Consider the following 24528-nt stretch of genomic DNA (forward strand, 5'->3'; position numbering starts at 1 on the left):
AAAAATAATAAAAAATTACAAATGAATGTATCTCTAATATTAATTATACTTTTGGTTGGTGCGTTTGCAACTTATCTTGCAGGCGATAAATTGGCTTCAAAAGTAGCTTTGTTCTTTGGGTTGGCTGCTGCAGGCGCTTCTATTGTATTATTAAATCACTATAAATTAGGTGAAAACATCAGTTTTATCAACCAGTGGATCACACAACCTAATATTTCTTTTGCTCTAAAAGCTGACGGATTATCCATGGCGATGCTTTTATTGACTACGGCTTTGACTCCAATAATTATTTTTTCTTCTTTTGGAAATCAATATAAAAATTCAAAATCATTTTATGCGTTAATCTTGTTTATGTCGTTTGCAATGGCAGGAACATTCTTGGCATCAGACGGTTTGTTATATTATATTTTTTGGGAATTGTCATTGATTCCAATTTACTTTATCGCTTTAATTTGGGGTAACGGAGACGCAGAAGAACGCAAAAAAGCAGTAGTTAAATTCTTTATCTACACATTGGCAGGTTCTTTATTTATGTTGGTGGCATTTGTTTATATGTATCAACAAGCGGGAAGTCTTTTATTGGAAGATTTATATAAATTAAACTTATCAGCGACTGAACAGTTGTGGATATTCTTGGCTTTCTTCTTGGCGTATGCCATTAAGATCCCATTAATTCCTTTCCATACTTGGCAAGCAAATGTGTACCAAAAAGCACCAACCGTTGGGACAATGCTTTTATCTGGGATCATGCTAAAAATGGGATTGTACAGTGTTATTCGTTGGCAATTGCCATTGGCGCCACTTGCCGCCAAAGAATACATGTATATTTTCATTGGACTTGGAATAGCGGGTGTGATTTACGGATCTATTGTAGCACTGAGACAAAAAGATTTAAAAAAATTATTGGCCTATTCTTCTTTGGCTCACGTTGGATTAATAGCAGCGGGAACATACACATTGACATTAGATGGATTGCGTGGAGCAGTTTTACAAATGATTGCACATGGATTTGTGGTTGTTGGATTGTTTTACGTCGCTGAGATTATTTTCAGAAGATATGAAACCAGAGCAATTGCCGAAATGGGAGGCATTCGTCCCCAATCACCAAAATTCACCTCAATGTTTTTGATATTGGTTTTGGCATCTGTTGCTTTGCCATCTACTTTTAACTTTGTTGGAGAATTTACCGTTTTATACAGCCTTTCTCAAATTAATATTTGGTTTGCTGTTTTAGGAGGAACAACTATAATTTTAGGGGCCTATTATATGTTGAAAATGTTCCAACACGCCATGTTAGGTGAAACCAATTCAAAAATCTTCGCTGATGTTACTTTCAATGAAGGATTAACTTTAGTATTAATAATAGGTGTTTTATTCTTTTTTGGGATGTATCCAAAACCAATTACCGATTTGATTACCCCAAGCCTTGAAGAAATTTTAACTCAAATAAACCGAATTAACTAAGTCAAATAAAAGATGAATACATTAATAGCTATAATAGGATTAGGTGTTTTATGCCTTTTATTTGAAATTTTTAATTTAAGAAAAGCCATAGTTCCAATAATAATTATTGGATTGTTGGGTGTTCTTGGTTTAACCATATCGGAATTTAATTCGACAGAGAGCTACTATAACAACATGATTGTTGTCAGTAAATTTTCAAGTACTTTTTCATCTTTGTTTATTGTGCTTACCATTTTCTTGGTCGCTTTAGGACATAATTTTTACGAAAATCACCAATCTAAAATCTCAGATTTCATTGCCATAAAAGTATTTTTATTGGCAGGAGCAGTAGCGATGGTTTCTTTTGGAAACTTAGCGATGTTCTTTTTAGGAATCGAAGTATTATCAATATCACTTTATATTCTTGCGGCAAGTAACCGTATGAATTTAAAAAGTAACGAAGCGGGAATGAAGTATTTCCTAATGGGCTCTTTTGCTTCCGGAATCATTCTGTTTGGGATCTGTTTAATTTACGGAGCGATGGGAAGTTTTGACGTTACTGAAATCAGTGAATTGTCGCAATCGGCTGAATTGCCAATTTGGTTTCCAATCGGAATTGTATTGGTAACAATCGGAATGTTGTTTAAAGTGGCGGCAGTCCCATTTCATTTCTGGGCACCGGACGTTTACGAAGGTTCTCCTGCATTGACAACTGCATTGATGAGCACTTTGGCGAAAGTAGTTGCCACGGCGACATTATACAAGTTGTTATCGGTTATGAATGCGGATATTTCTGAGTCATTTAAAATTATTGTGGTTGTTATTTCTATGGCTTCGATGACGGTTGGGAATATTATGGCATTGAGACAAACAAACGTAAAACGTATGTTGGCTTTTTCAGGAATTTCCCATGCTGGTTTTATGTTGATGACTTTATTGAGTTTGTCCACTTCAGCGGGTAGTTTGTTGTATTATGCTTCGGCTTATTCTTTATCTGGAATCGCTGCTTTTAGTGTGATTTTATACGTTTGTAAAAATAGAGATAACGAAGATATTGTGAATTTTCACGGTTTAGGAAAAACGAATCCATTGTTAGCCGCTATTCTTACCGCTTCTTTGCTTTCTATGGCTGGTATTCCAATTTTCGCTGGATTCTTTGCTAAGTTGGTTTTGTTCAATCAAACGATTCAAGCAGGTTATTTGGCTTTAGTAATCGTAGCAGTTGTGAATTCAATTATAAGCGTTGGGTATTACTTCAAATTGATTTTGGCGATGTACACTAAAGAACCAAACGAGGAAAGAAAAGGAACTCCGGTTATTATTTATGCCGTTGCCGTTATAGCGATTGTTTTGAATATTGCTTTAGGTCTGTTTCCATCTTTTGTTTTGGATTTATTGGGATAAGGCAAAGTTTTTAAAATATAGAAAAACCATCAAGAGCAATTTTGATGGTTTTTTTGGTTTCAAGAGTTTCCTGTTTCCTTGATTGTAATAAATATTTACTATTCGGGTATCTATAATAAAATTCCAAAACTTAAAAAGCTCAAAAACGAATTGATTAATTTTGCCTTATAAAATCAATTTTGAATTTCAAATAAAATGAAGATAGAAAATAAATTAAAAATACAAATCTGGTCGGATATCATGTGTCCGTTTTGTTATATAGGAAAAAGAAGAATAGAAGAAGCTTTACAGAATTTCGAGCATAAAGAAGCGGTTGAAATTGAATGGAAAAGTTTTCAGTTAGACGCTAATTTTATTGCCTCGCCTGAGGACAATATGGTAGAGCATTTGGCAGAAAAATACAGAAAAGACAATGATTGGGCTCAAAATATGCTCGATAACATGACTCAAAACGCAAAAACGGCAGGATTGGATTTTCATTTTGAAAAAGCAGTTCTGGCCAATTCCTTGAATGCACATCGGTTATTGCATTTGGCCAAAAAGCACAATCTGGCTGATGATTTGGAAGAATTGTTGTTTAAAGCCTATTTGACCGATGGCAAGAACGTTAACGATTTAGATACATTAAAAGAGTTGGGACTTGAAGTAGGACTTGAAGCTGAATCTATTGAACAGGTTTTACATTCTAATGCGTATGCAAATGAAGTAAAGCAAGACATTAAAGAAGCAAATTCAATTGGCGTTCAAGGTGTTCCCTTTTTTGTTTTCGATACTAAATATGCGATTTCCGGAGCGCAACCCGCAACTGCTTTTCTACAAACTTTGGAGAAAGTATGGGAAGAAGGAAAATTTGATTCGAATGTGACTTTGCTGAATACGATAACCGAAAATAGTTGTGACATCAATGGTTGTGACTAAAATGGAAAATAGTTTAACTATTATATAATAACTCAGTTGTGTCAAAGGTATATTATTTACGCAGCGGTTAGCTAGAAATAGCTTCAAACAAAAGTCCCGTTGATACGAATACCAACGGGACTTTTTAAACTAACCATTATAACAAACGAACTATCTTTTATCTATTCTAATATCTAAACTTCCTACTACTTTAGTGTCTTCGACTTTGGCTTTTGTACCGTTGTTTTTATAATAGTATTGATCCTGATCATTTGAATTTTGGTTATAATCATAATCATAATCGTTATTACCATTGTCATTTTGGTTATTTCCATAATCACAATCATGATCGTAGTTGTCATTGTTATTTTGGCTGTATTCATTCGCTCTACGTCCTTTTACACTTCCAATAATATCAACAATTTGACCACGACGGTTGTAGATAATTTGCAATCCACCTACTTGTTCCAAGGCATAACGGTTGTAAGTCATGTATACAGAACCAACTCGTTTAATTCTATCATTCGAATCATAGTTGATAAACACATTTCCAATACGTCTTATTCTGCCCATATTATCGTGTTCCACTTTTACACCGTAATTTTTGTTTCGAAAATTTGTGGGTACACCATACGTTTTATTTACAGCATTTCTTTTACTTGATTTATAATACATATTGCCGGTTGAAGGACGTGTATTGAAATCAAATTGTCCGTCAGGAAACACAAAAAATTCAATTCCTCTTTCTGTGAACACAATTGGTTCCGCATTTCTAAAATCAACAGGTAATCTTCTCTCATGAGAAAAATTGTTTTTTTCTGTTGCATTCGCTACACCACCTCCAATAAGGAAGATACTAGCTACTAAAAGGGTAATTTTTTTCATAATCAATATAATTTGGGTTTTGCCTACTCTTGAGCTTTTCGGCTTTCGCTTTTTTACTTATTTGATTAGGTATATCCAAGTAGCGTGCCAAAAATTATAATCTTGGATTAGTGTTTTGGACTCTCGAGGGATTTTTTAAGTGTAAAATACTTAAAATCAATGATTTATTGTTTTTAAAATAAGCAATAATAATTTATGATGGAGCAAAGATTTAGGTGTTTTTTAATGCAATTTTTTGTTTCACGATATTCTTTTCTCACCATTTTACGGAATACAACAATCAAGAACAGTTGCATATTAATAGTTGAGACTAAAACGAAAAGTTATTTTATTTCCATGCTAAATAAACTTGTTGAAAGCTGTGTCTTTGCCAATAAATAATTAAATTTACTTTAACCTTAACGGGGTGTTTTATTTACGAATAGGGTATAGGTGATATGAAAATTGGCTTGATAAAAAGTAATAAACTAATGCTATAAGTTGCATTATTTCAAAATTATGGAAATGATTAATAGAAGTGAAAGTACAAAAATAATTCGTTGGGGAATATTAGGATGTGGGGATGTTACTGAAGTAAAAAGTGGTCCCGCATACCAGAAAACAGATGGTTTTGAAGTCGTAGCAGTGATGCGAAGAGATGCTGAAAAAGCGGCTGATTATGCCAAAAGACATGGAATTAGTAAATATTACACTGATGCGGATGACTTGATTAATGATCCTGATATTGATGCGATTTACATTGCCACACCTCCAGATGTTCATAAATATTATGGACTCAAAGTGGCTGTAGCTGGAAAAATCTGCTGTATCGAAAAGCCTTTGGCACCAAGTTACCAAGATAGTCTCGCAATTTATGAAGCTTTTGAAGAAAAAAATATTCCTTTGTTTGTTGCGTATTATAGACGTGCACTACCTCGTTTTGAACAGATAAAAAGATGGCTTGATTCTAATAGTATTGGCGATGTCAGACACATCAAATGGCATTTGAGTAAACCCGCAACGGCTCAAGATTTATCAGGAGAATACAACTGGCGGACCGACGTTGACATCGCTACTGGTGGTTATTTTGATGACTTGGCCAGTCATGGGTTGGATTTGTTTATTCATCTTTTAGGAAATATTAAAGAGGTATCTGGTTTTAGTCTTAACCAGCAGGGATTGTATTCTGCTAAAGATGCTGCTGTGGCTTGTTGGCTTCATGAATCCGGAATTACGGGTACTGGAAGTTGGAACTTTGGTTGCTATGAGCGAGAAGATAAAGTCGAGATTTTTGGAAGTAAAGGAAAAATAGCATTTTCTGTATTTGAAAATGAGCCTTTAGTACTTTCTAATGAACAAGGACAAGCCGAGCTTTTTATTGAGCATCCAGAAAATATTCAGTTGTATCATGTAAACCAAATGCGAGAACACCTTCTGGGAAACAGTGAACATCCTTCTACAGGTTTGACTGGTGCTCATACGAGCTGGGTTATGGACAAGATTATAGGAAACCTTTAGCATTTTTAAAATAGTTCAAAACAAAAAAAGAGGCTACCCTAAAAAGACAGCCTCCTCAATTACTACAATTTTTTTAATCACTATTTGGTTTCAACTGTTTCGACAAAAGTTTTCCCGTTAGAAGTTATCACAAAAGTGCATCTGTCTCCTTCCATGTTACTTACATCAAATATTTTACCCATATTTAATTCAGAAGGTAAGGTTTCATTATATACCTCTGTATCATTTGAGTTGTAAATTTTAACAGTAACTGGAGTTTGATAAACGTTTAACATGTTAAGTGTTACTATTCCGTTTTTAGTTGTTAAAGAAGGCTTATAAACCTCAGAAACAGCATCAGCAGATAATTTGGCTACTTTACCAACAACCTCAATTTTATACTTTGAGATTTTAAGGTCACTTTCAGCTTGTAAGTAATATACTCCGTCAGGGAAAGCCGTCAAATCGTATGTTCTGTTAATATCGTCGTCAGAAGTAACATTTTCTTGATAAATTAAATTGTCACTGGTGTCATAAATCGACAAGTCGACTTTCTTGATCTCTCTTAAAGTAAAACTTACAGTCTTTCCTTCTTCTTTTTTTAAATCTAATGAGAAATCAGTGTTCCCTGCATGTGCTTCTACGGCAGTTAATGCCACTGCGGCTAACACTAAACTAAATTTTAAAATCTTTTTCATAATAGTAATTTTTAGATTTATATTTATTTAGGGCTAAATTACTTTAACAAATTCATTAAGAATAATGCAGAATTTTCAAGTTTGTATACTATTTTACCTTTTACGAAATCGATAAAGGTTAAAAATATCAATGATATTGGTATTTTAGATATTTTTACATTAATTCTAAATTCTGGAATATGAGACCTATACTACCAAACTTAGAAATCATAACACCTTCTTTTGGAAGTTCATTTTCTTTCTCGAAATATGATGAAAATGCTAACAATAATGCAAACCACTGGCATTATCATCCTGAAATTGAACTGGTTTTTGTAAATGGGGGATCTGGGAAACGACAAATAGGGAGCCATATATCCTATTATACTGATGGAGACCTAATACTGATAGGGAGTAACCTGCCACATTGCGGGTTTACCAATGAACAAACAGGAAACAAACAGGAAACGGTCATACAGATGAAACCGGACTTCCTGGGGAATGATTTTTTTGATATTTCCGAAATGACAAATATTAGAAACTTATTCAACCAAGCTAAATCAGGAATTTCATTTTTAGGAGAAACAAAGAAAGATATAGGGACTAAAATAGAAGCAATGGAGGAACAGTCTCAATTGGAGAGGCTATTGAGCATGCTATCAATCCTAAATGAACTCGAACTATCCAAAGAAAGCATAGTTTTGAATGCAAAGGGTTTCTCCATGGAAATGGAAATGCAGGACAATGACCGTGTAAATGTTATTTTCAATTATGTAAAAGACAATTTTCAGGAACATATTACTCTCGAAGAGGTTGCTGTATTGGTAAGCATGACTGTACCTTCTTTTTGCCGGTATTTTAAAAAGATTACCAATAAAACATTCACTCGTTTTGTAAATGATTACCGACTTGTTCACGCATCCAAGTTGTTAGCCGAAAAACCCATAAGCATTACTGAAATCTGCTTTGAAAGCGGTTTCAATAACTTCAGCTATTTTAATAAATCCTTCAAAGAATTCACGGGAAAAAGTGCTTCGCAATATCGTCAGGAACTTCGATCTATTCTTAAGTAAGGCGACATTTTTTTAGATGTCAATGTATTATTTTTAGCTTATAACACCTGTTTTAGAATCAGCTACCCAAGTGTCTTTCTTTACAAACTCAACGCAACAGGGTAATCGCATACCTCCAACCTCTACTAGAGCAGTCAGAAAATTAACTCCTTTTACAGACCTGCCAAAGCTATGATCATAATGCCAAGAATTAAGTTCGCTTTCATCTGTGTATCGTTTTTCTTCTATCGAATCATCAAAACTTAAGGTTATAATGTCTTTAGATTTTGTCAGTTCTTGAATGTACGGCTTTACTCGTTTCCATAAATATTTACTATCATAATTCTCATTCGATAATTCACGAGTAATTTTGTCATGTTTAATAGATAACAAACTAGCCATGCCAGTTGCAGTAGTATAAGATGTAGAACATATCAAGTAATCACTGTATAAATCTCCAAAATTATCCATAAATGTAGCCCCTAAATGTTATCAACTTCTCAAATGTTAAAACTATGAATTTTTATTATATTTTTGCGTAAGGGGAGTTATTAACAATCCCTAAAATTAACTTTTGTTACTTACCCGCATAAAAGCATATTGAGTAATTTTGTACGATGTATGCTTTAGTCGACTGTAACAATTTTTACGCTTCTTGCGAAAGGGTTTTTCAACCTCAATTCGCAGGGAAACCTATTGCAATATTGTCAAATAACGATGGTTGTGTAATTTCCAGAAGCAGTGAGGCTAAAGCAGCTGGAATTCCAATGGGTGTGCCGGCATTTAAAATCAAGGAGCTGGTAAAAGAGAAAGGGGTAAAGCTATTTTCTTCGAATTATGCCCTTTATGGTGATTTGAGTAATCGGGTGATGTCAATTTTAGGTCAATTTACGCCTAATGTCGAAATTTACAGCATTGACGAAGCCTTTCTAAATTTTGATGGTTTAAACATTTTGGACTATCATGATTATGGCATTCAAATGAAAACCCGCGTACAAAAATGGGTTGGAATTCCTGTTTGTATTGGTTTTGCGCCAACCAAAGCATTATCAAAAGTAGCCAATAAAATTGCCAAGAAATTCCAAGACAGAACGCATGGTGTTTATGTAATTGATAGTGATGAAAAACGTATCAAAGCTTTAAAATGGACCAAAATTGAAGACGTTTGGGGTATTGGCTATCGCATGAATAAAAAGATGAAAGCTCGAAATATTACCACTGCTTTAGACTTTATAGCACCACAACACGAAGCTTGGATTAAGAAAGAAATGGGAGTAACTGGTCTTCGGTTAAAATATGAATTAGAAGGAAAATCAGTTTTAGACTTAGAACCTCTTGCGGACCAAAAGAAAAGTATCGCGATTACCAGAAGTTTTCCAAAACAAATCTCTGATTTTGATTTATTGCGCGAACGCATTGCCACTTTTGCATCGGTTTGTGCAGAGAAATTGCGGAAACAAAACTCCTGCTGTCATACGATTATAGTAATGTTAGTCATTGATAAACATACAGTGCAAACCTCCAAATATTATTTTAATATGGCGGTTACCTTGCCTTTTGCAACTAATTCTACTTTGACAATTTCGAATACGGCAATTGATATCTTTAAGAAATTGTACATAGGAAATGAAACTATAAAATTCAAGAAAGCCGGCGTTATTGTTACGGAACTTATTGATGAAAATAGAAAACAATTGCAGTTATTTGATGAGGAAAATCCAAAACATTTGGCTTTGATGAAAGTAATGGATCGCCTCAATAACAAAATTGGAGACAAAAAAATAAAGTTGGCTACTCAAAATTTAAGCCTGACGTGGAATATGAATCAGAATCATTTGTCTCCAAAATATACCACTAATTTTAAAGATATTCTCGAAATAAAATGTCACTAAACAAAGAACAAAGACTAACATTCTTTTTGCCTGATTTTGAAAGTGACCTAAAAATTCCTTTCATGTCCGAAGGTGTTTCGGCGGGATTTCCATCTCCAGCCGCTGATTTTATGGAAACGAATATCGATTTAAACAAAGAACTAAGTGAAAATCCTTTGGCCACTTTTTATATCAAAGTCAAAGGAAATTCGATGATTGATGCGGGTATAAATGACAAAGATGTGCTTGTGGTGGATCGAAGTCTGGAACCTCAAAACAATAAAATTGCCATTTGTTTTATTGATGGAGAATTTACCGTAAAACGCATTCAGCTCGAGAAAGATTGCCTGTATCTCATGCCTGAAAATCCTAATTATTCTCCAATAAAAGTCACCGAAGAAAACCAGTTAATCATTTGGGGTATTGTGACTTATGTTATAAAGAAGATTTAAAATAGTTTATGTATTGTCTTGAAGAAGGGAATTCTTAAGGAAATGTTTTTCAAAAACAAAAACCCGCCCCAGATGATTGGGGCGGGTTTTTATTTAATAACGGACTCTTAAATCGTTTCCGATGGTTTATTTTTTTTTCGGTCTCTTAACCAATATTTGGTTCTTTTTACCAAATAGAACATCACCGGAACCATCACCAATGTTAAGACAGTGGCATAAGTCAATCCGAAGATAATGGTCCAAGCCAACGGTCCCCAGAAAACTACGTTGTCTCCACCCATAAAGAAGTGTGGATTGAAATCGGTAACCAGAGAGAAGAAGTCAAAGTTCAATCCGATAGCCAGTGGAATCAATCCCAATACTGCCGTCAATGCGGTCAATAATACCGGACGTAATCTTGATTTCCCGGATTCGATGATTACTTCTTTTATTTCCTCCAATGATAAATCGTCATGACTTTCCACTTGTTTTTCGGCTACTTTTTGGTCTAATAACAAAACGAAAAAGTCCATCAATACAATTCCGTTTTTCACCACGATTCCGGCAAGAGAAATAATTCCCATCATCGTCATTAAGATGATGAAATCCATATTGGCAATGACATAACCATAGAAAACACCACTAAAACTTAACAATACGGTAAATAAAATAACCATCGATTTGGAAACCGAATTGAACTGTAAAACAATAATTAAAGTAATACCGGCCAAGGCAAGAAACAAGGCAAACATTAAGAAATTCTGATTTTTTCCTTGCTCTTCCTGAACTCCTGAAAAGGAATACGATATTGTTTTTGGCAATTGATAACTCTTTAAATCAGATGCAATCTGTTTGGTAATCTCATCTCCATTGTAACCCGTCAAGACATTAGAATACACCGTCATGATGCGTTTGTGATTCTTTCTTTTAATCTGGTTGTAGGTCGTGGTTTTTTCTGTTTCAGATATTGCCGAAACAGGAATCTGCACGATTTGACCATTATTCTGATTTCTGAAAGTCAACGATTGATTGAACAATACATTTTCATTTTTGCGTTGGTCTTCTTGCATACGCATGGTGATATTGTAATCATCGTCGCCTTCTTTATAAGTGGAAATTTCCTGCCCATAAACCGAACGGCGTAAGGTAAAACCAAGCTGTCCTGTAGATACTCCCATACTTCCCGCATTGACACGGTCAACAGTTACTTCCAGTTCCGGACTTTCTTTATTGACATCGACACTCAATCGCTCAATACCCGGAATGTTTTTCGAATTGATGTAAGCGATTATCTTGTCAGCTTCTTTAAGCATCACATCATAATCTGTTCCTGTCAATTGGATACTGATCGGGTAACCGGCCGGTGGCCCGTTAGCATCTTTTTCTACGGTAACGGTCGCACCTGCGATACCGGTAACTTTTTGGCGAATTTCTTCTAAGATATCAGCGGTATTAATGCCTTTACGGAATTTAAACTCCGAAAAACTTACCGTTACCTTTCCTTTGAAAGGCGTTTCCGAAGCAGAGCCGGCATCCACATTCGGATTTCCGGCACCAACACCTACTTGTGATATGATAGATTCTGCCAGGAAATTTTCATTCGTTTTCGGATCTACATATTTGTTTAAAATCGAAATGATTTGTTTCTCCACAAATAGGGTGGCTTTGTTTGTTTTCTGGATATCGGTACCTTGAGGGTATTCGATATAAGCAATTACCTGATTCGGAATATTGTCCGGGAAGAACAACACTTTTCTAGGAAAAATTCCCAAGAGCACAAAGGAGAAAAACAACAATCCTATAATCCCTGCCAAGGCATACCAAGATCTTCTTTTAGTCAGGATTTTTGCTAAAAAGTTTTTGTACCTGTCTTCCATTTTTGGAAAAAAGTTATGCTGAAAATCCTGGGTCCACTGGTATATTTTTAGTTTATACAACCACATTAATACAAGTGAAATAATAGATAAGTGACCAATGGCTTTGGCCAGTTTAGCATCATAGATATTACCCAGAAGGACAAAAATAAATGCAATCGCCGTAAATATAATGGTGTAGGTTTTTGCAGATTTTTTAGATACATTTTTATCTTCAATGGCCATAGAACCTCCTGTCATGGCGGCATTAACAACCATAGCGACAAACAAAGAAGCTGTTAAGGTTACGGTTAATGTAATTGGGAAATATTTCATGAATTTCCCCATGGTTCCCGGCCATAAGGCAAAAGGTAAAAAGGCCATCAGGGTGGTGGCTGTTGAAGAAATCACCGGCCAGGCAATTTCGCCAATACCAATTTTAGACGCCTGTACACGGTTCATGCCTTTTTTCATATTGGCAAATACATTGTCGACAACCACAATACCATCATCAACCAGCATTCCCAGTCCCATTACCAATCCGAAAAGAACCATGGTGTTCAATGTTAATCCAAAAGCCGAAAGTATCGCAAATGCCATCAACATAGATAACGGAATCGCCGCTCCTACGAATAAGGAGTTGCGCAATCCCATGGTAAACATCAAAACAATCATTACTAAAATGATTCCGAAGATGATATGATTAGATAATTCATCTACCTGGTGTTCTACCCGTGAAGATTGATCGTTGGTCAATTCCAGGTGTAAATTTTTAGGCAAATAACTGGCTTTGGCTTTTTCTATTTTCTCTTTTACCTGTTCAATGGCAGAAATCATGTTTTGCCCCGAACGTTTTTTTACGGTGAGCATCACCACTTCTTTTCCTTTTTCACGGGCATAGGTTGTTTTCTCTTTTTCTTTGAAAGCAATGGTTGCGATATCTTTTAGATAAACTGCTCCACCGTAGAATTTAACGATGATGTTTTCTAATTCCTGTGGGTTTTTAATTTCCCCCACAATTCGGATATTGTTTCTGGAACCTTGGGAAATCAAATTTCCTCCGGAAAGGGTCATGTTCTCGTTCTTAACCGCATTCTGGATTTCGTCGAATGTAACTTGGGCAGCGGTCATTTTGAAAATGTCAACCGCAATTTCCACCTCTTTGTCATCAACGCCTAAAATGTCCACTTTCTTAACTTCGGCAATTTCTTCGATATCGTCCTGAAGTAATTCACCGTATTTTTTAAGTTGTTGGGTAGTGTAATTTCCTTGTAGGTTAATGTTTAAGATAGGAACTTCTTCGGATATGTTTAATTCAAAAACATTCGGTTCTACCTTGCTGCCGTTGTCTAAGTTAGGCCAATCGGTGTCGGCTTTGGCATTGTCTACTTTGTCTTTGATTCTGGTTTTGGCTTCTTCAACAGTAACGTCATCCGAAAATTCGGCGATAATCATTCCGTAATCCTGAAAAGAACTTGAAGTCACTTTTTCGACCCCACTGATGTTTTTAATTTCTTTTTCTAAAGGTTTTATAACCAGTTTTTCGACATCCTCGGCTGAATTTCCAGGGAAAACAGAAGATATGTATATTTTGTTTTCGATGATTTCAGGAAAATCCTCTCTTGGCATGGTGATATAGGCGGTTAGACCTAAAATTACGATGAGCAGGGTTACAATGTAAACGGTAACCCGGTTGTCTACCGCCCAACTCGATATTCCGAATTCTTTATTTTGATGTGACATAATGTATAGATTATAGATTTTGTTTTTAGAAACGGACCATGTCCTTCTCCAATCCTTCAATCAATTATTAGAAATTTAATTTCATTCCGTCTGAAATCGTATTTACTCCTTCGGTAACGATGATATCATCCGCTGATAATCCGCTTAGAATTTCTGTTACATTGTTAGAGGATTGTCCCAATTCTACCAATACTTTTTTGGCAATGCCTGTGGTGCCTTTTGTATTCGTCACAATAAAAACAAATTTGTTTTTTCCTCCATCTTCCTGAACCACATTGGTTGGGACAACGATAGCGTTTTTAGCAGTATAATCTACGATTCTAAGTTTGGCCACTTGATTCGGTCTCAATAAATTCTCTTTGTTTGGAACAGAAACCTCAATCGTGAACGTTCTGTTGTTTGGATTGATGTTATTGGCCACTTGACGAATTTTACCGGGGTAGTTTTTGTCCAATGAAGTCAAATAAACATCAACTGAGGTCCCCACTTTTAGTTTTCCGATGTAGGTTTCCGGTACCGATGTAGAAACATACATGTTGTTTAGGTTTACGATTCGCATCAATCCCTGACCCGGAGCGACCACTTGGCCTCTTTCGATCAATGTTTCATCAATTACACCTGAAAATGGAGCGACAATTCTGGTTTTGGCCAGTTGCGCTTTAATTTGTGAAACCATTTTTTGTTGGCTAACCATATTGGTTTGTGCTTGCAGGTATTGTATTTCTGAACCAATTTTTTGATCCCATAAACGTTTTTGTCTTTCAAAAGTTGTTTTTGCCAAAGTCAGTTGTGATTGTGCCTGTGCCAATTGTTGGCTTAATCCGCCGTCATCAATCATTCCCAGTAATTGTCCTTTGCTAACTTTTTGACCGGCCACCACGTTCAGAGAAGTCAGGATTCCGGAAAATTGTGGATAGATAATCAGGTTTTCTTTCGTTTCCACATTTCCCTGTACTTCAAGATAGTGGCTAAAAACAGTGTCTTTTACGGTCGTTACTGATACTAAGGCTTCTTCCACTTTGGTGTCTAAACTCGCTATAGCTTCGTCCAGTTTGGTGATTTGAGTTTGCAATTCGGCTCTTTTGGCTTTGATGGAAGCCAGGTTTTTAGACGCGATTAAAGTGTCGGTATCTGTATTGTTTTCTTTATTGGAACAGGAAAATAAGAAAATCGACAGGGCTGTAAATAATAGTATTCGTTTACTCATATTGGTCTTATTTATTTTTGGGAATTCGTATACAATTGATCTCATTGCTAAATAGTTATAGTGTTATTATATTTTGTTAATTACCTTTTCCAGACTGGCTTTTTTGTTTATTATTTCAACCATAGACTGTAAGTATTTTTGTTGCGCATCATAGAGTTGTCTTTGTGCGTCATTAAAATCAAAACTGGTTGATAAACCTTCCGTAAATTTTGTTTGTTGTTTTTTCTCAATTCGTTCGGCCAGTTTCAAATTTTCTTTGGCTGTTTCGTATTCTTCAATGCTGAATTCGTAGTCGCTTTTGGCACTTGCATACTGTAATTTGAGTTTTTGCTCGGTTTCCGTTAGTTGCGTTTTGGCCTGTTCCAAAGCTATTTTAGCTTGTTGTGTGCGGGATGTTCGGGCTAAACCGCTAAAAATAGGAACGTTAAGCGTCATGCCCAGGTTGGAATAATTCAGCCATTTTTGGTTTCTGGTAAAAAATTCAAATTGGTTTCCAAAGGCGTTATACCCAAAATTCATATTGGCAGTTAAAGTGGGAAGCGCTTTGCTTTTTTGTAATTTTAATTCCAATTCTCTTTGTTCCTCAAAGTTCAGGGCCATTTGATAATTGATGTTGTTGTTTACATTAAATCCATCCTGATTGAAAGAAAGGTCTAAATTGCTGAGGGTTAAATTGTCCAGTTTGTCCGTCAGTTTCAAATCGTCATTGATGTCGATTCCTAAGGTGATTTTCAGCATTTTATAGGAAATGTCCAAAAGTCTTTTGTTGTAATTTAAGTTGCTGACGATAGAAGTCAGCGTGATTTGAAGTTGCTCTACATTTTCCTCTTCAATCAAACCGCTTTTGAAAGTTTCTTTGGTGTCAAATAAGGTTTTTTCCAGGGTTGCTTTATTCTTTTCCAGAATGGCAATTCCTTCCTCGGCCAATAATACGTTCCCGTAGGCGTTGATGACCATTTCCTTGGTTTCAACCTGCGTTTTTTGTTTCGCGTTTTCGTAAAATTTCAGGTAGGTTTTTGAGGCTTGAAGCGCTACAATATATGAACCGTCAAAAATCAACTGACTCAGGGTGGCTCTTGCGGTCATATTGTGTTTGGTTCCAAAAGCCACTTCGGCGAATTCCCCTTTATTTCCTCCGAAAAATTCAGCGGGAATCAGGGATTTTTGCAGTTCAAAATTGTTTGTGTAATCTAAACTGGTGTTGATTTGTGGCAATCCCATGGCGGTGGTTTCCCATTTTTTCTTCTTCGCCGCATTAATATCCCTGCTGGCGTTTATGGCGGTATAATTATTGACTAAAGCATGATTTATGGCTTCTTCTAAGCTAAATGCATAATACTGCTTCGTCTTTTCAACAGTATTCGATTCTTGCGCATTTGCGGCAATCGCAAAAATCAAGAAAGTGATTGAAATTATTTTCTTCATATATGTAAAATTTAATTGTTAGTTGTCATACCTGTCTGCCGACAGGCAGGTATGGTATCGCCTTTTTATTTATTGGTGTTTGCTTGCGCAAACTTGTTGTTAATGGCGATTTCATATGTGGATAATTAATAAGTGGTGAATTTTTTAAGTTGTTTTTCTAATTCCAGTATTCCTGCGGGGGTAGCCATGGCTCGCGTGTGGTATTCCAGTGCTTCCAGTTCTATTTTTTGAGCTTCCCTCTCTGAACTTGTATTTTCGTTGATATGAAAAATCAAGGTGTAATAAAACTTCACGTAAATTTCAATATCCAAATCTTCACGATAGAGTTTTTCACGAATCCCTTTTTCTATATTATCTCTAAAGCATTGGGAACATTGATCAATTTCTCTTGACATTACATTGTGATAAATCTCCGGATAATATTTTTTCAACTGATAAATAGGGGAAGCATCTGAACTCTTAAACATATCCTTAAACATTTTTCTGATTTCAAAATTTTCCTCAATGGCATTGTGGTTTTTAGCGATGATGCTATCAATGATCTCATGAACTTCTTTGTGGATTACCGCGGTACTTTCTTCAATGAGAATTTCTTTATTGCGGAAGTATTTGTATATCGTTTTTTTAGAAATACACATTTCGCAGGCAATATCATCCATAGTGATGCTCTTAAAACCTAATTTTAAAAATAGTTCACTGGCTTTTTTAATTATTTTCTCTTTCATTTTCTTTATTCTTAACCTGTTGCAATTTCTTTAAAAGAATTAATTTTCGATGCAAATGTAATGCGGAAACTTTTAACACTAAAATAGTTTCCGCTATATTTGCAATTATTTAACATTTATATAACTAGTTTTTTTAAACCGTAAATTCTAGATTAGCTATAAGTTTGATGTCTTGTCCTATTGCTAAACCACTAGTTTGATTAAATGAATTGGATATTAATCCGAAATCCTTACGGTTAATTTCTCCCGTTATTTCAAAAGCGGCTTTTTGATCGCCATTATAAGCGTTGATTCCAATGAACTCTGCATCAAGCTCAACAACTTTCGTAATGTTTTTGATAGTTAAGTTTCCTTTCAAAAAATTAATATTCTTGTTCACTTTTTGAAATGACGTAGACTTAAAACTTATAATTGGATATTCATTTATATCAAAAAAATCATTCAATCTTAAATGGGTATCCATTTGTTCCAGTTTTGTATCGGTGTTGTTTACATCCAATGAAAATTCGATTGAAGCGTCTTCAATTTCATTATCCTGAATGTCTATATGACCTTTGAATTTGTTGATTGTTCCTGCTAAATAGGCAATTATAGAGTGTCTTATTTTAATCAGAACATCAGATTGGGTTGAATCAATTGTCCACGTTGTTGTCATAATCTGTTAAGTGTATTTAGGTTTGATTCTCATTTCACAATGGTTTGAAATGATTTATAAATTGAAATGTTAAGTTTTGATGCAAATGTAAAATGGAAACTTTGAATACCAAAATAGTTTCCAGTGTATTTTTTATTATTTAACATTTCCTTAAGGAACGTAGTTTGTAATAAAGAGTGAATACTGTAAATTAGCCAAAAATTAATTTATGCATACCATTTATCAGTATCAGGAGTTTATTTCGGAATATTTGCAATCGCAATATGAAGCCAAAGAGCCCAAAAATTTGTATGAACCCATACATTATATTTTAGATCTTGGAGGAAAACGAATACGTCCGGTACTTACACTTATGAGCGCTGAAGTTTTTGATGCAGATTATAAAAAAGCGTTGCCAGCGGCTTTAGCTGTTGAGGTTTTTCATAATTTTTCATTGGTCCATGATGATATTATGGATGATGCTCCCTTGCGAAGAGGGAAGCAAACAGTGCATGAGAGATGGAATATAAATACCGGAATTTTATCTGGTGATGCGATGCTAATTTTGGCGTATCAATATTTTGAGAAATACCAACCTAAAATATTTCGTAAATTGGCTAAATTGTTCAGCAAAACCGCTCTCGAAGTTTGCGAAGGACAGCAATGGGATGTGGATTTTGAAGTTAGAGATGACGTTACCATTCCGGAATATCTTAAAATGATTGAATATAAAACTGCCGTTTTAGTCGCTGCAGCGATGAAAATGGGAGCAATTATTGCCGAAGCTTCTAAGGAAAATGCGAATTTAATTTATGATTTTGGTCTAAATTTAGGCTTAGCGTTTCAGTTGCAGGATGATTATCTGGATGCTTTTGGTGATCCGGAAACATTTGGAAAACAAGTAGGCGGGGATATTATTGAAAACAAAAAAACGTATTTATATCTAAAAGCAGTTGCCTTTTCAGAAAAAGAACAGCAACAACAATTGATGGATTTGTTTTCTGCTCAACCAGAAGATAATTCAGATAAAATCAAGGCGGTGAAAGAGATTTTTAATAGCTCGGGTGCTTCAAAAGCAACACAAGATGCTATTCAGGATTTTACATTTAAAGCGTTCCAAACATTAGACAAAATGAATATTAGTGCTGATAAAAAAGCAATGTTAAGAGCTTTTGGTGAAAATTTAATGGGGAGAGCAGTGTAGTGTTCAGTCCCGACGCTTCGGGATTAGTGTTCGGCCTCAGTGTTCAGTTGTCACCTCGAGCGCAGTCGAGAGGCAATGTTTGTTATCATTGCTATTGAATTTGTTTCTTAAAATCAAAAATCGTTAATCAACAATCTGAAATCAAATGTTTATAGCTCCAAAAAATACTGATTTACTACTTATCGAAGCGGAAGGAGAAAACTTATATTTGAAATTAATAGAACAGATTAATAAGGATTTTAATCTCGCAAACGAAGGGATTGATTTTCCGTTGAGTGTTTCTCCTAATGAATTGAAGATACAATTACATGAAAAAATCTATCGACTAATTCAATATAAATTTGCCGAATATCTTAATCTACTTTACATAATTGATGTTTCTGAAGAACAAATAAAAAAGCTGGATGGTTCAGATTTAGTAATTCTTGCCGAACAAGTAGCTTTCTTAATTTTAAAACGAGAATGGCAAAAAGTTTGGTTTAGAAATAAGTATCGTTAATCGCTTTTTCTACGGTTTTGGCATGAGTTAAAACTGCAATTGCATGAAAAAATCTACAGACTGATTCAGTATAAATTTGCGGAATACCTCAAGTTACTCTATATCATTGATGTTGCTGAGGAGAAAGTAAAAGAGTTGGATGGTTCAGACTTAGTAGTTCTTGCGGAACAAGTAGCTTTCTTAATCCTCAAAAGAGAATGGCAAAAAGTTTGGTTTAGGAATAAATATCGTTAATCGCTTTTTCTACGGTTTTGGCTCCCTCTCCTTTGGAGAGTCCCGAAACTTCGGGAGGGGTGAGGATTAAAAATAAACCCTTACGAAGGGCATGAAGGCGTTACCATAAATATTGTTAGTGTCATTTAATACATTGTAACGAGCGCCAACAGTCACATTCCCGGATCTATAGCCAGCACCAAGAAACAAACCAGTGTTCCAATAATCTTGTGAATTGCTATTGGAACCATCTAAATCTACATTGACTCTTAATTGTTCTAATTCTGCCGAAAGTTGAATTTCTTTTATAGGATTAAATAATCCTATAATACTGACGCCATATAAATGGGAAGCATAATAATTTTTTTGTTTTACATAAGTGTATTGCACACCAAGGCCTAAAGCTACATATTCATTGAAATTGTAAATGGCACTTGGAGCCAGTGATATATCAGTATAACCAGAACCAAAGCTTAATCCAATACCGCCTCCAAATTGTACTTTTTGCCAAAAATCACTTTGTGATTTATACGTAATCGTTTGCTGTTGTGCCAATAAAAAACTGGAAGAAAATAAGGTTGTCAAAATAAAAAAAGATCTTAAAATGGCTAAATGATGATTTTTTTTCATGTTTTAAGGGTTTTTTTAACAAATTTTTACGTAAAAGTACGTAAAAAATTAATTTAGATATACTGGATTATTGTACTTTTGTCAAACTATTTAACAAAAAGTACATTCACTAACATTATGGATAGGTTTTCATTTTTAAACGCAGCACATACCGAATTTTTCGCACAATTATACGATCAATATTTAGAAAATCCAGACAGCGTTGAGCCAAGTTGGAGAAGTTTTTTTCAAGGTTTCGACTTTGGGATGGCTAGCTACAACGGTGAAAGTAAAGTGGAGCAGATGGCAGATTTTGCCGTTAATAACTCTGATTGTAATATCGTTTCGGATAAACTTCAAAAAGAATTCAACGTACTAAAATTGATTGATGGGTATCGTTCCCGTGGACATTTGTTTACAAAAACAAATCCCGTGAGAGACAGAAGAACTTCGTCACCTACATTAGATATCGTAAATTTTGGACTTTCTGCAACAGATTTAAATACTGTTTTTGATGCGGCAAAGGTTATTGGTATTCAACCTTGTACGCTTCAGGAGATTATAATGCATCTGGATGCTATTTATTGTCAGCATATTGGGGTCGAGTACATGTATATTCGTAAACCTGAAGTGGTGGAATGGATTCAGAAAAAACTTGGGATAAATGATAATCAGCCTAGTTTTTCTGCTGATGAAAAGAAATCGATTCTTAATAAATTAAATGAAGCAGTTTCTTTTGAGAATTTTCTACATACAAAATACGTTGGTCAAAAACGATTTTCACTTGAAGGAGGGGAATCTGTAATTCCTGCTTTGGATGCCTTGATTGAAAAAGCTGCTGAAAAAGGAGTGGAACAATTTGTAATGGGAATGGCACATAGAGGTCGTTTGAATGTTTTGGCAAATATTTTTGGCAAATCTACCCAAGACATTTTTGGAGAATTTGACGGTAAGGATTATGATCAGGAATATTTTGACGGAGATGTAAAATACCATTTAGGTCTTACAGCTGATAAAATTACCAGTACTGGAAAAAATATAAATATTAATTTGGCTCCAAATCCTTCTCACCTTGAAACAGTAGGTGCAGTAATTGAAGGAATTACAAGAGCAAAACAAGATAAATATTTCCCTAATGATTTTTCTAAAGTATTACCAATTGCCGTTCACGGTGATGCCGCAATTGCTGGTCAGGGAATTCTTTATGAAATTGTGCAAATGGCACAATTGGATGGGTATAAAACTGGGGGTACAATTCACATTGTAATCAACAATCAGGTAGGTTTTACAACTAATTATCTTGATGCCCGTTCATCAACCTATTGTACAGATGTTGCCAAAGTAACGCTTTCGCCGGTATTACACGTAAATGCAGATGACGCAGAAGCGGTAGTGCACGCCATGGCATTCGCTTTGGATTTCAGAATGCAATTTGGTCGTGATGTATTTATCGATTTATTAGGATATAGAAAATACGGACATAATGAAGGAGATGAACCTCGTTTCACGCAGCCGGTATTATATAAAATTATTGCAAAACATCAAAATCCAAGAGATATTTATGCTGAAAAGCTATTGTCTGAAGGGGTTATTGATGCTACTTATGTGAACGGATTAGAAAAAGAGTACAAATCTGATCTTGAAGTAAATCTTGAAGCGTCTCGTAAAAAAGACTTGACAATTATTACTCCATTTATGAAAAATGAATGGAAAGGCTTTGAGCAAGTAACGGATACACAAATGCTTGAAAAAGTGGATACTGCTTATTCAAAAGAAGGACTTACAGAAGTTGCAAACGCTATTTGTAATTTACCTTCGGATAAAAAGTTTATCAGTAAAATCCAAAAATTAATAAACGACAGAAAAACAATGTTTTTCGAAACCAATAAGTTGGATTGGGCTATGGCCGAACATTTAGCTTATGGATCATTATTAAAAGAAGGATATGACATACGTATTTCTGGACAAGATGTAGAGCGAGGTACTTTTTCGCATCGTCACGCTGTTGTAAAAGTGGAGGATTCAGAAGAAGAAGTGGTTTTGATAAACAACTTAGAAGGTAAAAAAGGAAAATTCAATATTTTCAATTCTCTTTTATCTGAATATGGTGTTTTAGGTTTTGATTATGGCTACGCTTTAGCAAACCCGAATACATTAACAATTTGGGAAGCGCAGTTTGGGGATTTCAGTAATGGAGCCCAAATTATGATTGACCAATACATTTCTTGTGGAGAAGATAAATGGAACAATCAAAACGGAATTGTTTTATTGTTGCCTCACGGATATGAAGGACAAGGAGCGGAGCATTCCTCAGCCAGAATGGAACGTTATTTACAACTTTGCGCCAGACATAATATGTATGTTGCCGATTGTACAACACCTGCCAACTTTTTCCACTTGTTGAGAAGACAAATGAAAACGACTTTCCGTAAACCACTTATTGTGTTTACACCAAAGAGTTTATTGCGTGATCCAAGAGTTTTGTCACCGATAGAAGATTTTGCATCAGGAAGTTTCCAAGAAACATTTGATGATGAAACAGTGAATAAAACCGATGTTAAAACATTAGTTTTCTGTACTGGGAAATTCTATTACGACATCACTGCCGAAAGAGAGAACAACGGACGTAATGATGTGGCTGTAGTGAGAATTGAACAATTATTCCCATTACCAGTCGAACAATTAAGCGCCATTATCGCTAAATATCCAAACGCGGATGATTATGTTTGGGCACAAGAAGAACCAAAAAACATGGGAGCTTACAGCTATATGTTGATGAATTTCGATTTAGTAAAATGGAGATTGGCTTCGCTAAAAGCGTATGCTGCACCAGCGGCAGGAAGTTATACAAGAGCAAAACGTCGTCAGGCCGATGCGATACGAATGGTATTTGATAAAAATTTATTTAGATAGAAAAAAGTTTAAAGTTTAAGGTTTAAAGTCTCATTTATAGAACCTTAATCCTTAAACTTTAAATTATTTAACTTTAAACTTTAAACTAAAAGAAAGATGATTTTAGAAATGAAAGTCCCATCACCAGGGGAATCTATAAAAGAAGTTGAAATTGCAACTTGGTTGGTAAAAGACGGAGACTATGTAGAGAAAGACCAGGCAATTGCTGAGGTTGATTCTGATAAAGCAACATTAGAATTACCTGCAGAAGCAAGCGGAATCATTACATTAAAAGCAGAAGAAGGCGATGCAGTAGCAGTAGGAGCAGTGGTTTGTTTAATAGATACCAGTGCTGTAAAACCATCTGGTGCCGCACCAGCTGTAGAAGTTGCAAAAGCAGTTGAAGCTCCAAAGGCTGAAGTTAAAGCAGAAGCGCTAAAAGCAGCTCCGGTAGCAACAGCAACGTATGCTTCAGGAACGCCATCTCCAGCAGCAAGAAAAATATTAGACGAAAAAAATATAGCACCAGCTGCAGTAACTGGAACTGGAAAAGCCGGAAGAATCACTAAAGAGGATGCAGTAAATGCAGTTCCATCTATGGGAACACCTACAGGCGGATCTCGTGGAACGGAGCGTACTAAATTATCTATGTTGCGTAGAAAAGTGGCTGAAAGATTGGTTGCTGCCAAAAACGAAACAGCGATGTTAACTACATTCAATGAAGTAAACATGACGCCAATCAACTTGATCCGAAATGAATACAAAGATGCGTTTAAAGCAAAACATGGTGGAATTGGTTTAGGATATATGTCTTTCTTTACTAAAGCAGTAACCAGAGCATTAAAATTATTCCCGGATGTAAATTCAATGATGGATGGTGATCATAAGATTGCTTTCGATTTTTGCGACATTTCAATTGCAGTTTCAGGACCAAAAGGTTTAATGGTTCCTGTAGTTCGTAATGCTGAAAACTTAACTTTCCGTGGAGTTGAAGCGGATATTAAAAGATTAGCATTAAAAGCACGTGACGGACAAATCACAGTTGATGATATGACTGGTGGAACGTTCACAATTACTAACGGTGGTGTTTTTGGAAGTATGTTGAGTACACCAATTATCAATCCTCCACAATCTGGAATCCTTGGAATGCACAACATTATCGAGCGTCCAATTGCAGTAAACGGGAAAGTGGAAATTCATCCAATGATGTATGTAGCTTTATCGTATGACCACAGAATTATTGATGGACGTGAGTCTGTTGGTTTCTTGGTAGCAGTAAAAGAAGCTTTAGAAAATCCATTAGAATTATTGATGGACAACAATCCTAAAAAAGCATTAGAATTGTAGTCATTCTGCTTTTAGCATATGTAAAAAATCCCATTTGACTT

The 24528-nt window shown here is 35.3% G+C and carries 20 protein-coding genes and 1 pseudogene; 12 read left to right on the plus strand and 9 right to left on the minus strand.

Annotation, left to right across the window (positions count from 1 at the left end; all coding sequences use genetic code 11):
• Positions 1-21 precede the first annotated feature (21 nt).
• From ACNO7W_RS00810 to ACNO7W_RS00820, 3 genes are all read left to right on the plus strand, one after another.
• Positions 22-1464, plus strand: a complete 1443-nt coding sequence (locus tag ACNO7W_RS00810; RefSeq protein ID WP_417936648.1) for a complex I subunit 4 family protein — start codon at positions 22-24, stop codon at positions 1462-1464.
• Positions 1465-1476: 12 nt separating this feature from the next.
• Positions 1477-2847, plus strand: a complete 1371-nt coding sequence (locus ACNO7W_RS00815) for an NADH-quinone oxidoreductase subunit N (RefSeq protein WP_417936649.1) — start codon at positions 1477-1479, stop codon at positions 2845-2847.
• Positions 2848-3042: 195 nt separating this feature from the next.
• Entirely contained in the window at positions 3043-3765 is a 723-nt protein-coding gene (locus ACNO7W_RS00820) for a DsbA family oxidoreductase (RefSeq protein ID WP_417936650.1), read from the plus strand.
• A gap of 150 nt (positions 3766-3915) precedes the next feature.
• Here the strand turns inward: ACNO7W_RS00820 and ACNO7W_RS00825 are convergent, their stop codons facing one another.
• Positions 3916-4629 carry a hypothetical protein gene (locus ACNO7W_RS00825; RefSeq protein ID WP_417936651.1) on the minus strand — a complete coding sequence of 238 codons (714 nt, stop codon included), beginning with the start codon at positions 4627-4629 and terminating at the stop codon, positions 3916-3918.
• A gap of 504 nt (positions 4630-5133) precedes the next feature.
• On the opposite strand from ACNO7W_RS00825, the gene ACNO7W_RS00830 reads away from it, so the two are divergent.
• Positions 5134-6126 (plus strand): Gfo/Idh/MocA family protein, encoded by a 993-nt coding sequence (locus ACNO7W_RS00830; protein WP_417936652.1) that lies wholly within the window; start codon positions 5134-5136, stop codon positions 6124-6126.
• 80 nt (positions 6127-6206) lie between these two features.
• On the opposite strand, the gene ACNO7W_RS00835 is transcribed toward ACNO7W_RS00830, so the two are convergent.
• On the minus strand, positions 6207-6803 hold the full coding sequence (locus tag ACNO7W_RS00835; RefSeq protein ID WP_417936653.1) for a hypothetical protein: 597 nt from the start codon (positions 6801-6803) through the stop codon (positions 6207-6209).
• A gap of 179 nt (positions 6804-6982) precedes the next feature.
• On the opposite strand from ACNO7W_RS00835, the gene ACNO7W_RS00840 reads away from it, so the two are divergent.
• Entirely contained in the window at positions 6983-7855 is an 873-nt protein-coding gene (locus ACNO7W_RS00840) for an AraC family transcriptional regulator (RefSeq protein WP_417936654.1), read from the plus strand.
• 33 nt (positions 7856-7888) lie between these two features.
• Here the strand turns inward: ACNO7W_RS00840 and ACNO7W_RS00845 are convergent, their stop codons facing one another.
• Positions 7889-8272: a hypothetical protein gene (locus tag ACNO7W_RS00845; RefSeq protein WP_417936655.1), complete on the minus strand. Its 384-nt coding sequence runs from the start codon at positions 8270-8272 to the stop codon at positions 7889-7891.
• Positions 8273-8451: 179 nt separating this feature from the next.
• Here ACNO7W_RS00845 and ACNO7W_RS00850 point away from each other — a divergent pair, with 179 nt between their 5' ends.
• Both ACNO7W_RS00850 and ACNO7W_RS00855 read left to right on the plus strand, forming a co-directional pair.
• A complete protein-coding gene (locus tag ACNO7W_RS00850) occupies positions 8452-9726 on the plus strand; it encodes a Y-family DNA polymerase (protein WP_417936656.1) in 1275 nt (424 codons plus the stop codon).
• Positions 9717-10157, plus strand: coding sequence for a LexA family protein (locus tag ACNO7W_RS00855; RefSeq protein WP_143389010.1), 441 nt, complete (start codon positions 9717-9719; stop codon positions 10155-10157). Before ACNO7W_RS00850 ends, ACNO7W_RS00855 begins: the two co-directional genes overlap by 10 nt.
• A gap of 107 nt (positions 10158-10264) precedes the next feature.
• Here the strand turns inward: ACNO7W_RS00855 and ACNO7W_RS00860 are convergent, their stop codons facing one another.
• From ACNO7W_RS00860 to ACNO7W_RS00880, 5 genes are all read right to left on the minus strand, one after another.
• Positions 10265-13732, minus strand: coding sequence for an efflux RND transporter permease subunit (locus ACNO7W_RS00860; RefSeq protein ID WP_417936657.1), 3468 nt, complete (start codon positions 13730-13732; stop codon positions 10265-10267).
• 67 nt (positions 13733-13799) lie between these two features.
• Entirely contained in the window at positions 13800-14984 is a 1185-nt protein-coding gene (locus ACNO7W_RS00865) for an efflux RND transporter periplasmic adaptor subunit (RefSeq protein ID WP_417936658.1), read from the minus strand.
• Positions 14985-15005: 21 nt separating this feature from the next.
• A complete protein-coding gene (locus ACNO7W_RS00870; protein ID WP_417936659.1) occupies positions 15006-16364 on the minus strand; it encodes a TolC family protein in 1359 nt (452 codons plus the stop codon).
• A 125-nt stretch (positions 16365-16489) separates the two neighbouring features.
• A complete protein-coding gene (locus ACNO7W_RS00875) occupies positions 16490-17089 on the minus strand; it encodes a TetR/AcrR family transcriptional regulator (protein ID WP_417936660.1) in 600 nt (199 codons plus the stop codon).
• A 133-nt stretch (positions 17090-17222) separates the two neighbouring features.
• Positions 17223-17744, minus strand: a complete 522-nt coding sequence (locus ACNO7W_RS00880) for a YceI family protein (protein ID WP_143387438.1) — start codon at positions 17742-17744, stop codon at positions 17223-17225.
• A gap of 208 nt (positions 17745-17952) precedes the next feature.
• Between ACNO7W_RS00880 and ACNO7W_RS00885 the strand changes: the two genes are divergently transcribed.
• From ACNO7W_RS00885 to ACNO7W_RS00895, 3 genes and pseudogenes are all read left to right on the plus strand, one after another.
• Complete coding sequence (locus ACNO7W_RS00885; protein ID WP_417936661.1) at positions 17953-18927, plus strand: polyprenyl synthetase family protein; 975 nt, start codon at positions 17953-17955, stop codon at positions 18925-18927.
• A gap of 145 nt (positions 18928-19072) precedes the next feature.
• Positions 19073-19426, plus strand: a complete 354-nt coding sequence (locus ACNO7W_RS00890) for a hypothetical protein (RefSeq protein ID WP_417936662.1) — start codon at positions 19073-19075, stop codon at positions 19424-19426.
• 24 nt (positions 19427-19450) lie between these two features.
• Positions 19451-19660 (plus strand): annotated as a pseudogene (locus ACNO7W_RS00895) (hypothetical protein); the annotation flags it as partial.
• A 66-nt stretch (positions 19661-19726) separates the two neighbouring features.
• Here the strand turns inward: ACNO7W_RS00895 and ACNO7W_RS00900 are convergent.
• Positions 19727-20269: a hypothetical protein gene (locus ACNO7W_RS00900; protein WP_417936663.1), complete on the minus strand. Its 543-nt coding sequence runs from the start codon at positions 20267-20269 to the stop codon at positions 19727-19729.
• A 117-nt stretch (positions 20270-20386) separates the two neighbouring features.
• On the opposite strand from ACNO7W_RS00900, the gene ACNO7W_RS00905 reads away from it, so the two are divergent.
• A complete protein-coding gene (locus ACNO7W_RS00905; RefSeq protein ID WP_417936664.1) occupies positions 20387-23161 on the plus strand; it encodes a 2-oxoglutarate dehydrogenase E1 component in 2775 nt (924 codons plus the stop codon).
• A 96-nt stretch (positions 23162-23257) separates the two neighbouring features.
• Positions 23258-24487: a 2-oxoglutarate dehydrogenase complex dihydrolipoyllysine-residue succinyltransferase gene (odhB, locus tag ACNO7W_RS00910; RefSeq protein ID WP_143387447.1), complete on the plus strand. Its 1230-nt coding sequence runs from the start codon at positions 23258-23260 to the stop codon at positions 24485-24487.
• Positions 24488-24528 lie beyond the last annotated feature (41 nt).

Origin of the sequence: Flavobacterium sp. ZB4R12 (assembly GCF_048276375.1) — a bacterium.
GTDB lineage: Bacteria > Bacteroidota > Bacteroidia > Flavobacteriales > Flavobacteriaceae > Flavobacterium > Flavobacterium gawalongense.

What these genes read in the sequence shown, in the direction of transcription:
- ACNO7W_RS00810 (WP_417936648.1), top strand. Translation starts at nt 22, where the DNA reads ATGAATGTATCTCTAATATTAATTATACTTTTGGTTGGTGCGTTTGCA.
- ACNO7W_RS00815 (WP_417936649.1), top strand. Translation starts at nt 1,477, where the DNA reads ATGAATACATTAATAGCTATAATAGGATTAGGTGTTTTATGCCTTTTA.
- ACNO7W_RS00820 (WP_417936650.1), top strand. Translation starts at nt 3,043, where the DNA reads ATGAAGATAGAAAATAAATTAAAAATACAAATCTGGTCGGATATCATG.
- ACNO7W_RS00825 (WP_417936651.1), bottom strand. Translation starts at nt 4,629, where the DNA reads ATGAAAAAAATTACCCTTTTAGTAGCTAGTATCTTCCTTATTGGAGGT.
- ACNO7W_RS00830 (WP_417936652.1), top strand. Translation starts at nt 5,134, where the DNA reads ATGATTAATAGAAGTGAAAGTACAAAAATAATTCGTTGGGGAATATTA.
- ACNO7W_RS00835 (WP_417936653.1), bottom strand. Translation starts at nt 6,803, where the DNA reads ATGAAAAAGATTTTAAAATTTAGTTTAGTGTTAGCCGCAGTGGCATTA.
- ACNO7W_RS00840 (WP_417936654.1), top strand. Translation starts at nt 6,983, where the DNA reads ATGAGACCTATACTACCAAACTTAGAAATCATAACACCTTCTTTTGGA.
- ACNO7W_RS00850 (WP_417936656.1), top strand. Translation starts at nt 8,452, where the DNA reads ATGTATGCTTTAGTCGACTGTAACAATTTTTACGCTTCTTGCGAAAGG.
- ACNO7W_RS00855 (WP_143389010.1), top strand. Translation starts at nt 9,717, where the DNA reads ATGTCACTAAACAAAGAACAAAGACTAACATTCTTTTTGCCTGATTTT.
- ACNO7W_RS00860 (WP_417936657.1), bottom strand. Translation starts at nt 13,732, where the DNA reads ATGTCACATCAAAATAAAGAATTCGGAATATCGAGTTGGGCGGTAGAC.
- ACNO7W_RS00865 (WP_417936658.1), bottom strand. Translation starts at nt 14,984, where the DNA reads ATGAGATCAATTGTATACGAATTCCCAAAAATAAATAAGACCAATATG.
- ACNO7W_RS00870 (WP_417936659.1), bottom strand. Translation starts at nt 16,364, where the DNA reads ATGAAGAAAATAATTTCAATCACTTTCTTGATTTTTGCGATTGCCGCA.
- ACNO7W_RS00875 (WP_417936660.1), bottom strand. Translation starts at nt 17,089, where the DNA reads ATGAAAGAGAAAATAATTAAAAAAGCCAGTGAACTATTTTTAAAATTA.
- ACNO7W_RS00880 (WP_143387438.1), bottom strand. Translation starts at nt 17,744, where the DNA reads ATGACAACAACGTGGACAATTGATTCAACCCAATCTGATGTTCTGATT.
- ACNO7W_RS00885 (WP_417936661.1), top strand. Translation starts at nt 17,953, where the DNA reads ATGCATACCATTTATCAGTATCAGGAGTTTATTTCGGAATATTTGCAA.
- ACNO7W_RS00890 (WP_417936662.1), top strand. Translation starts at nt 19,073, where the DNA reads ATGTTTATAGCTCCAAAAAATACTGATTTACTACTTATCGAAGCGGAA.
- ACNO7W_RS00900 (WP_417936663.1), bottom strand. Translation starts at nt 20,269, where the DNA reads ATGAAAAAAAATCATCATTTAGCCATTTTAAGATCTTTTTTTATTTTG.
- ACNO7W_RS00905 (WP_417936664.1), top strand. Translation starts at nt 20,387, where the DNA reads ATGGATAGGTTTTCATTTTTAAACGCAGCACATACCGAATTTTTCGCA.
- odhB (WP_143387447.1), top strand. Translation starts at nt 23,258, where the DNA reads ATGATTTTAGAAATGAAAGTCCCATCACCAGGGGAATCTATAAAAGAA.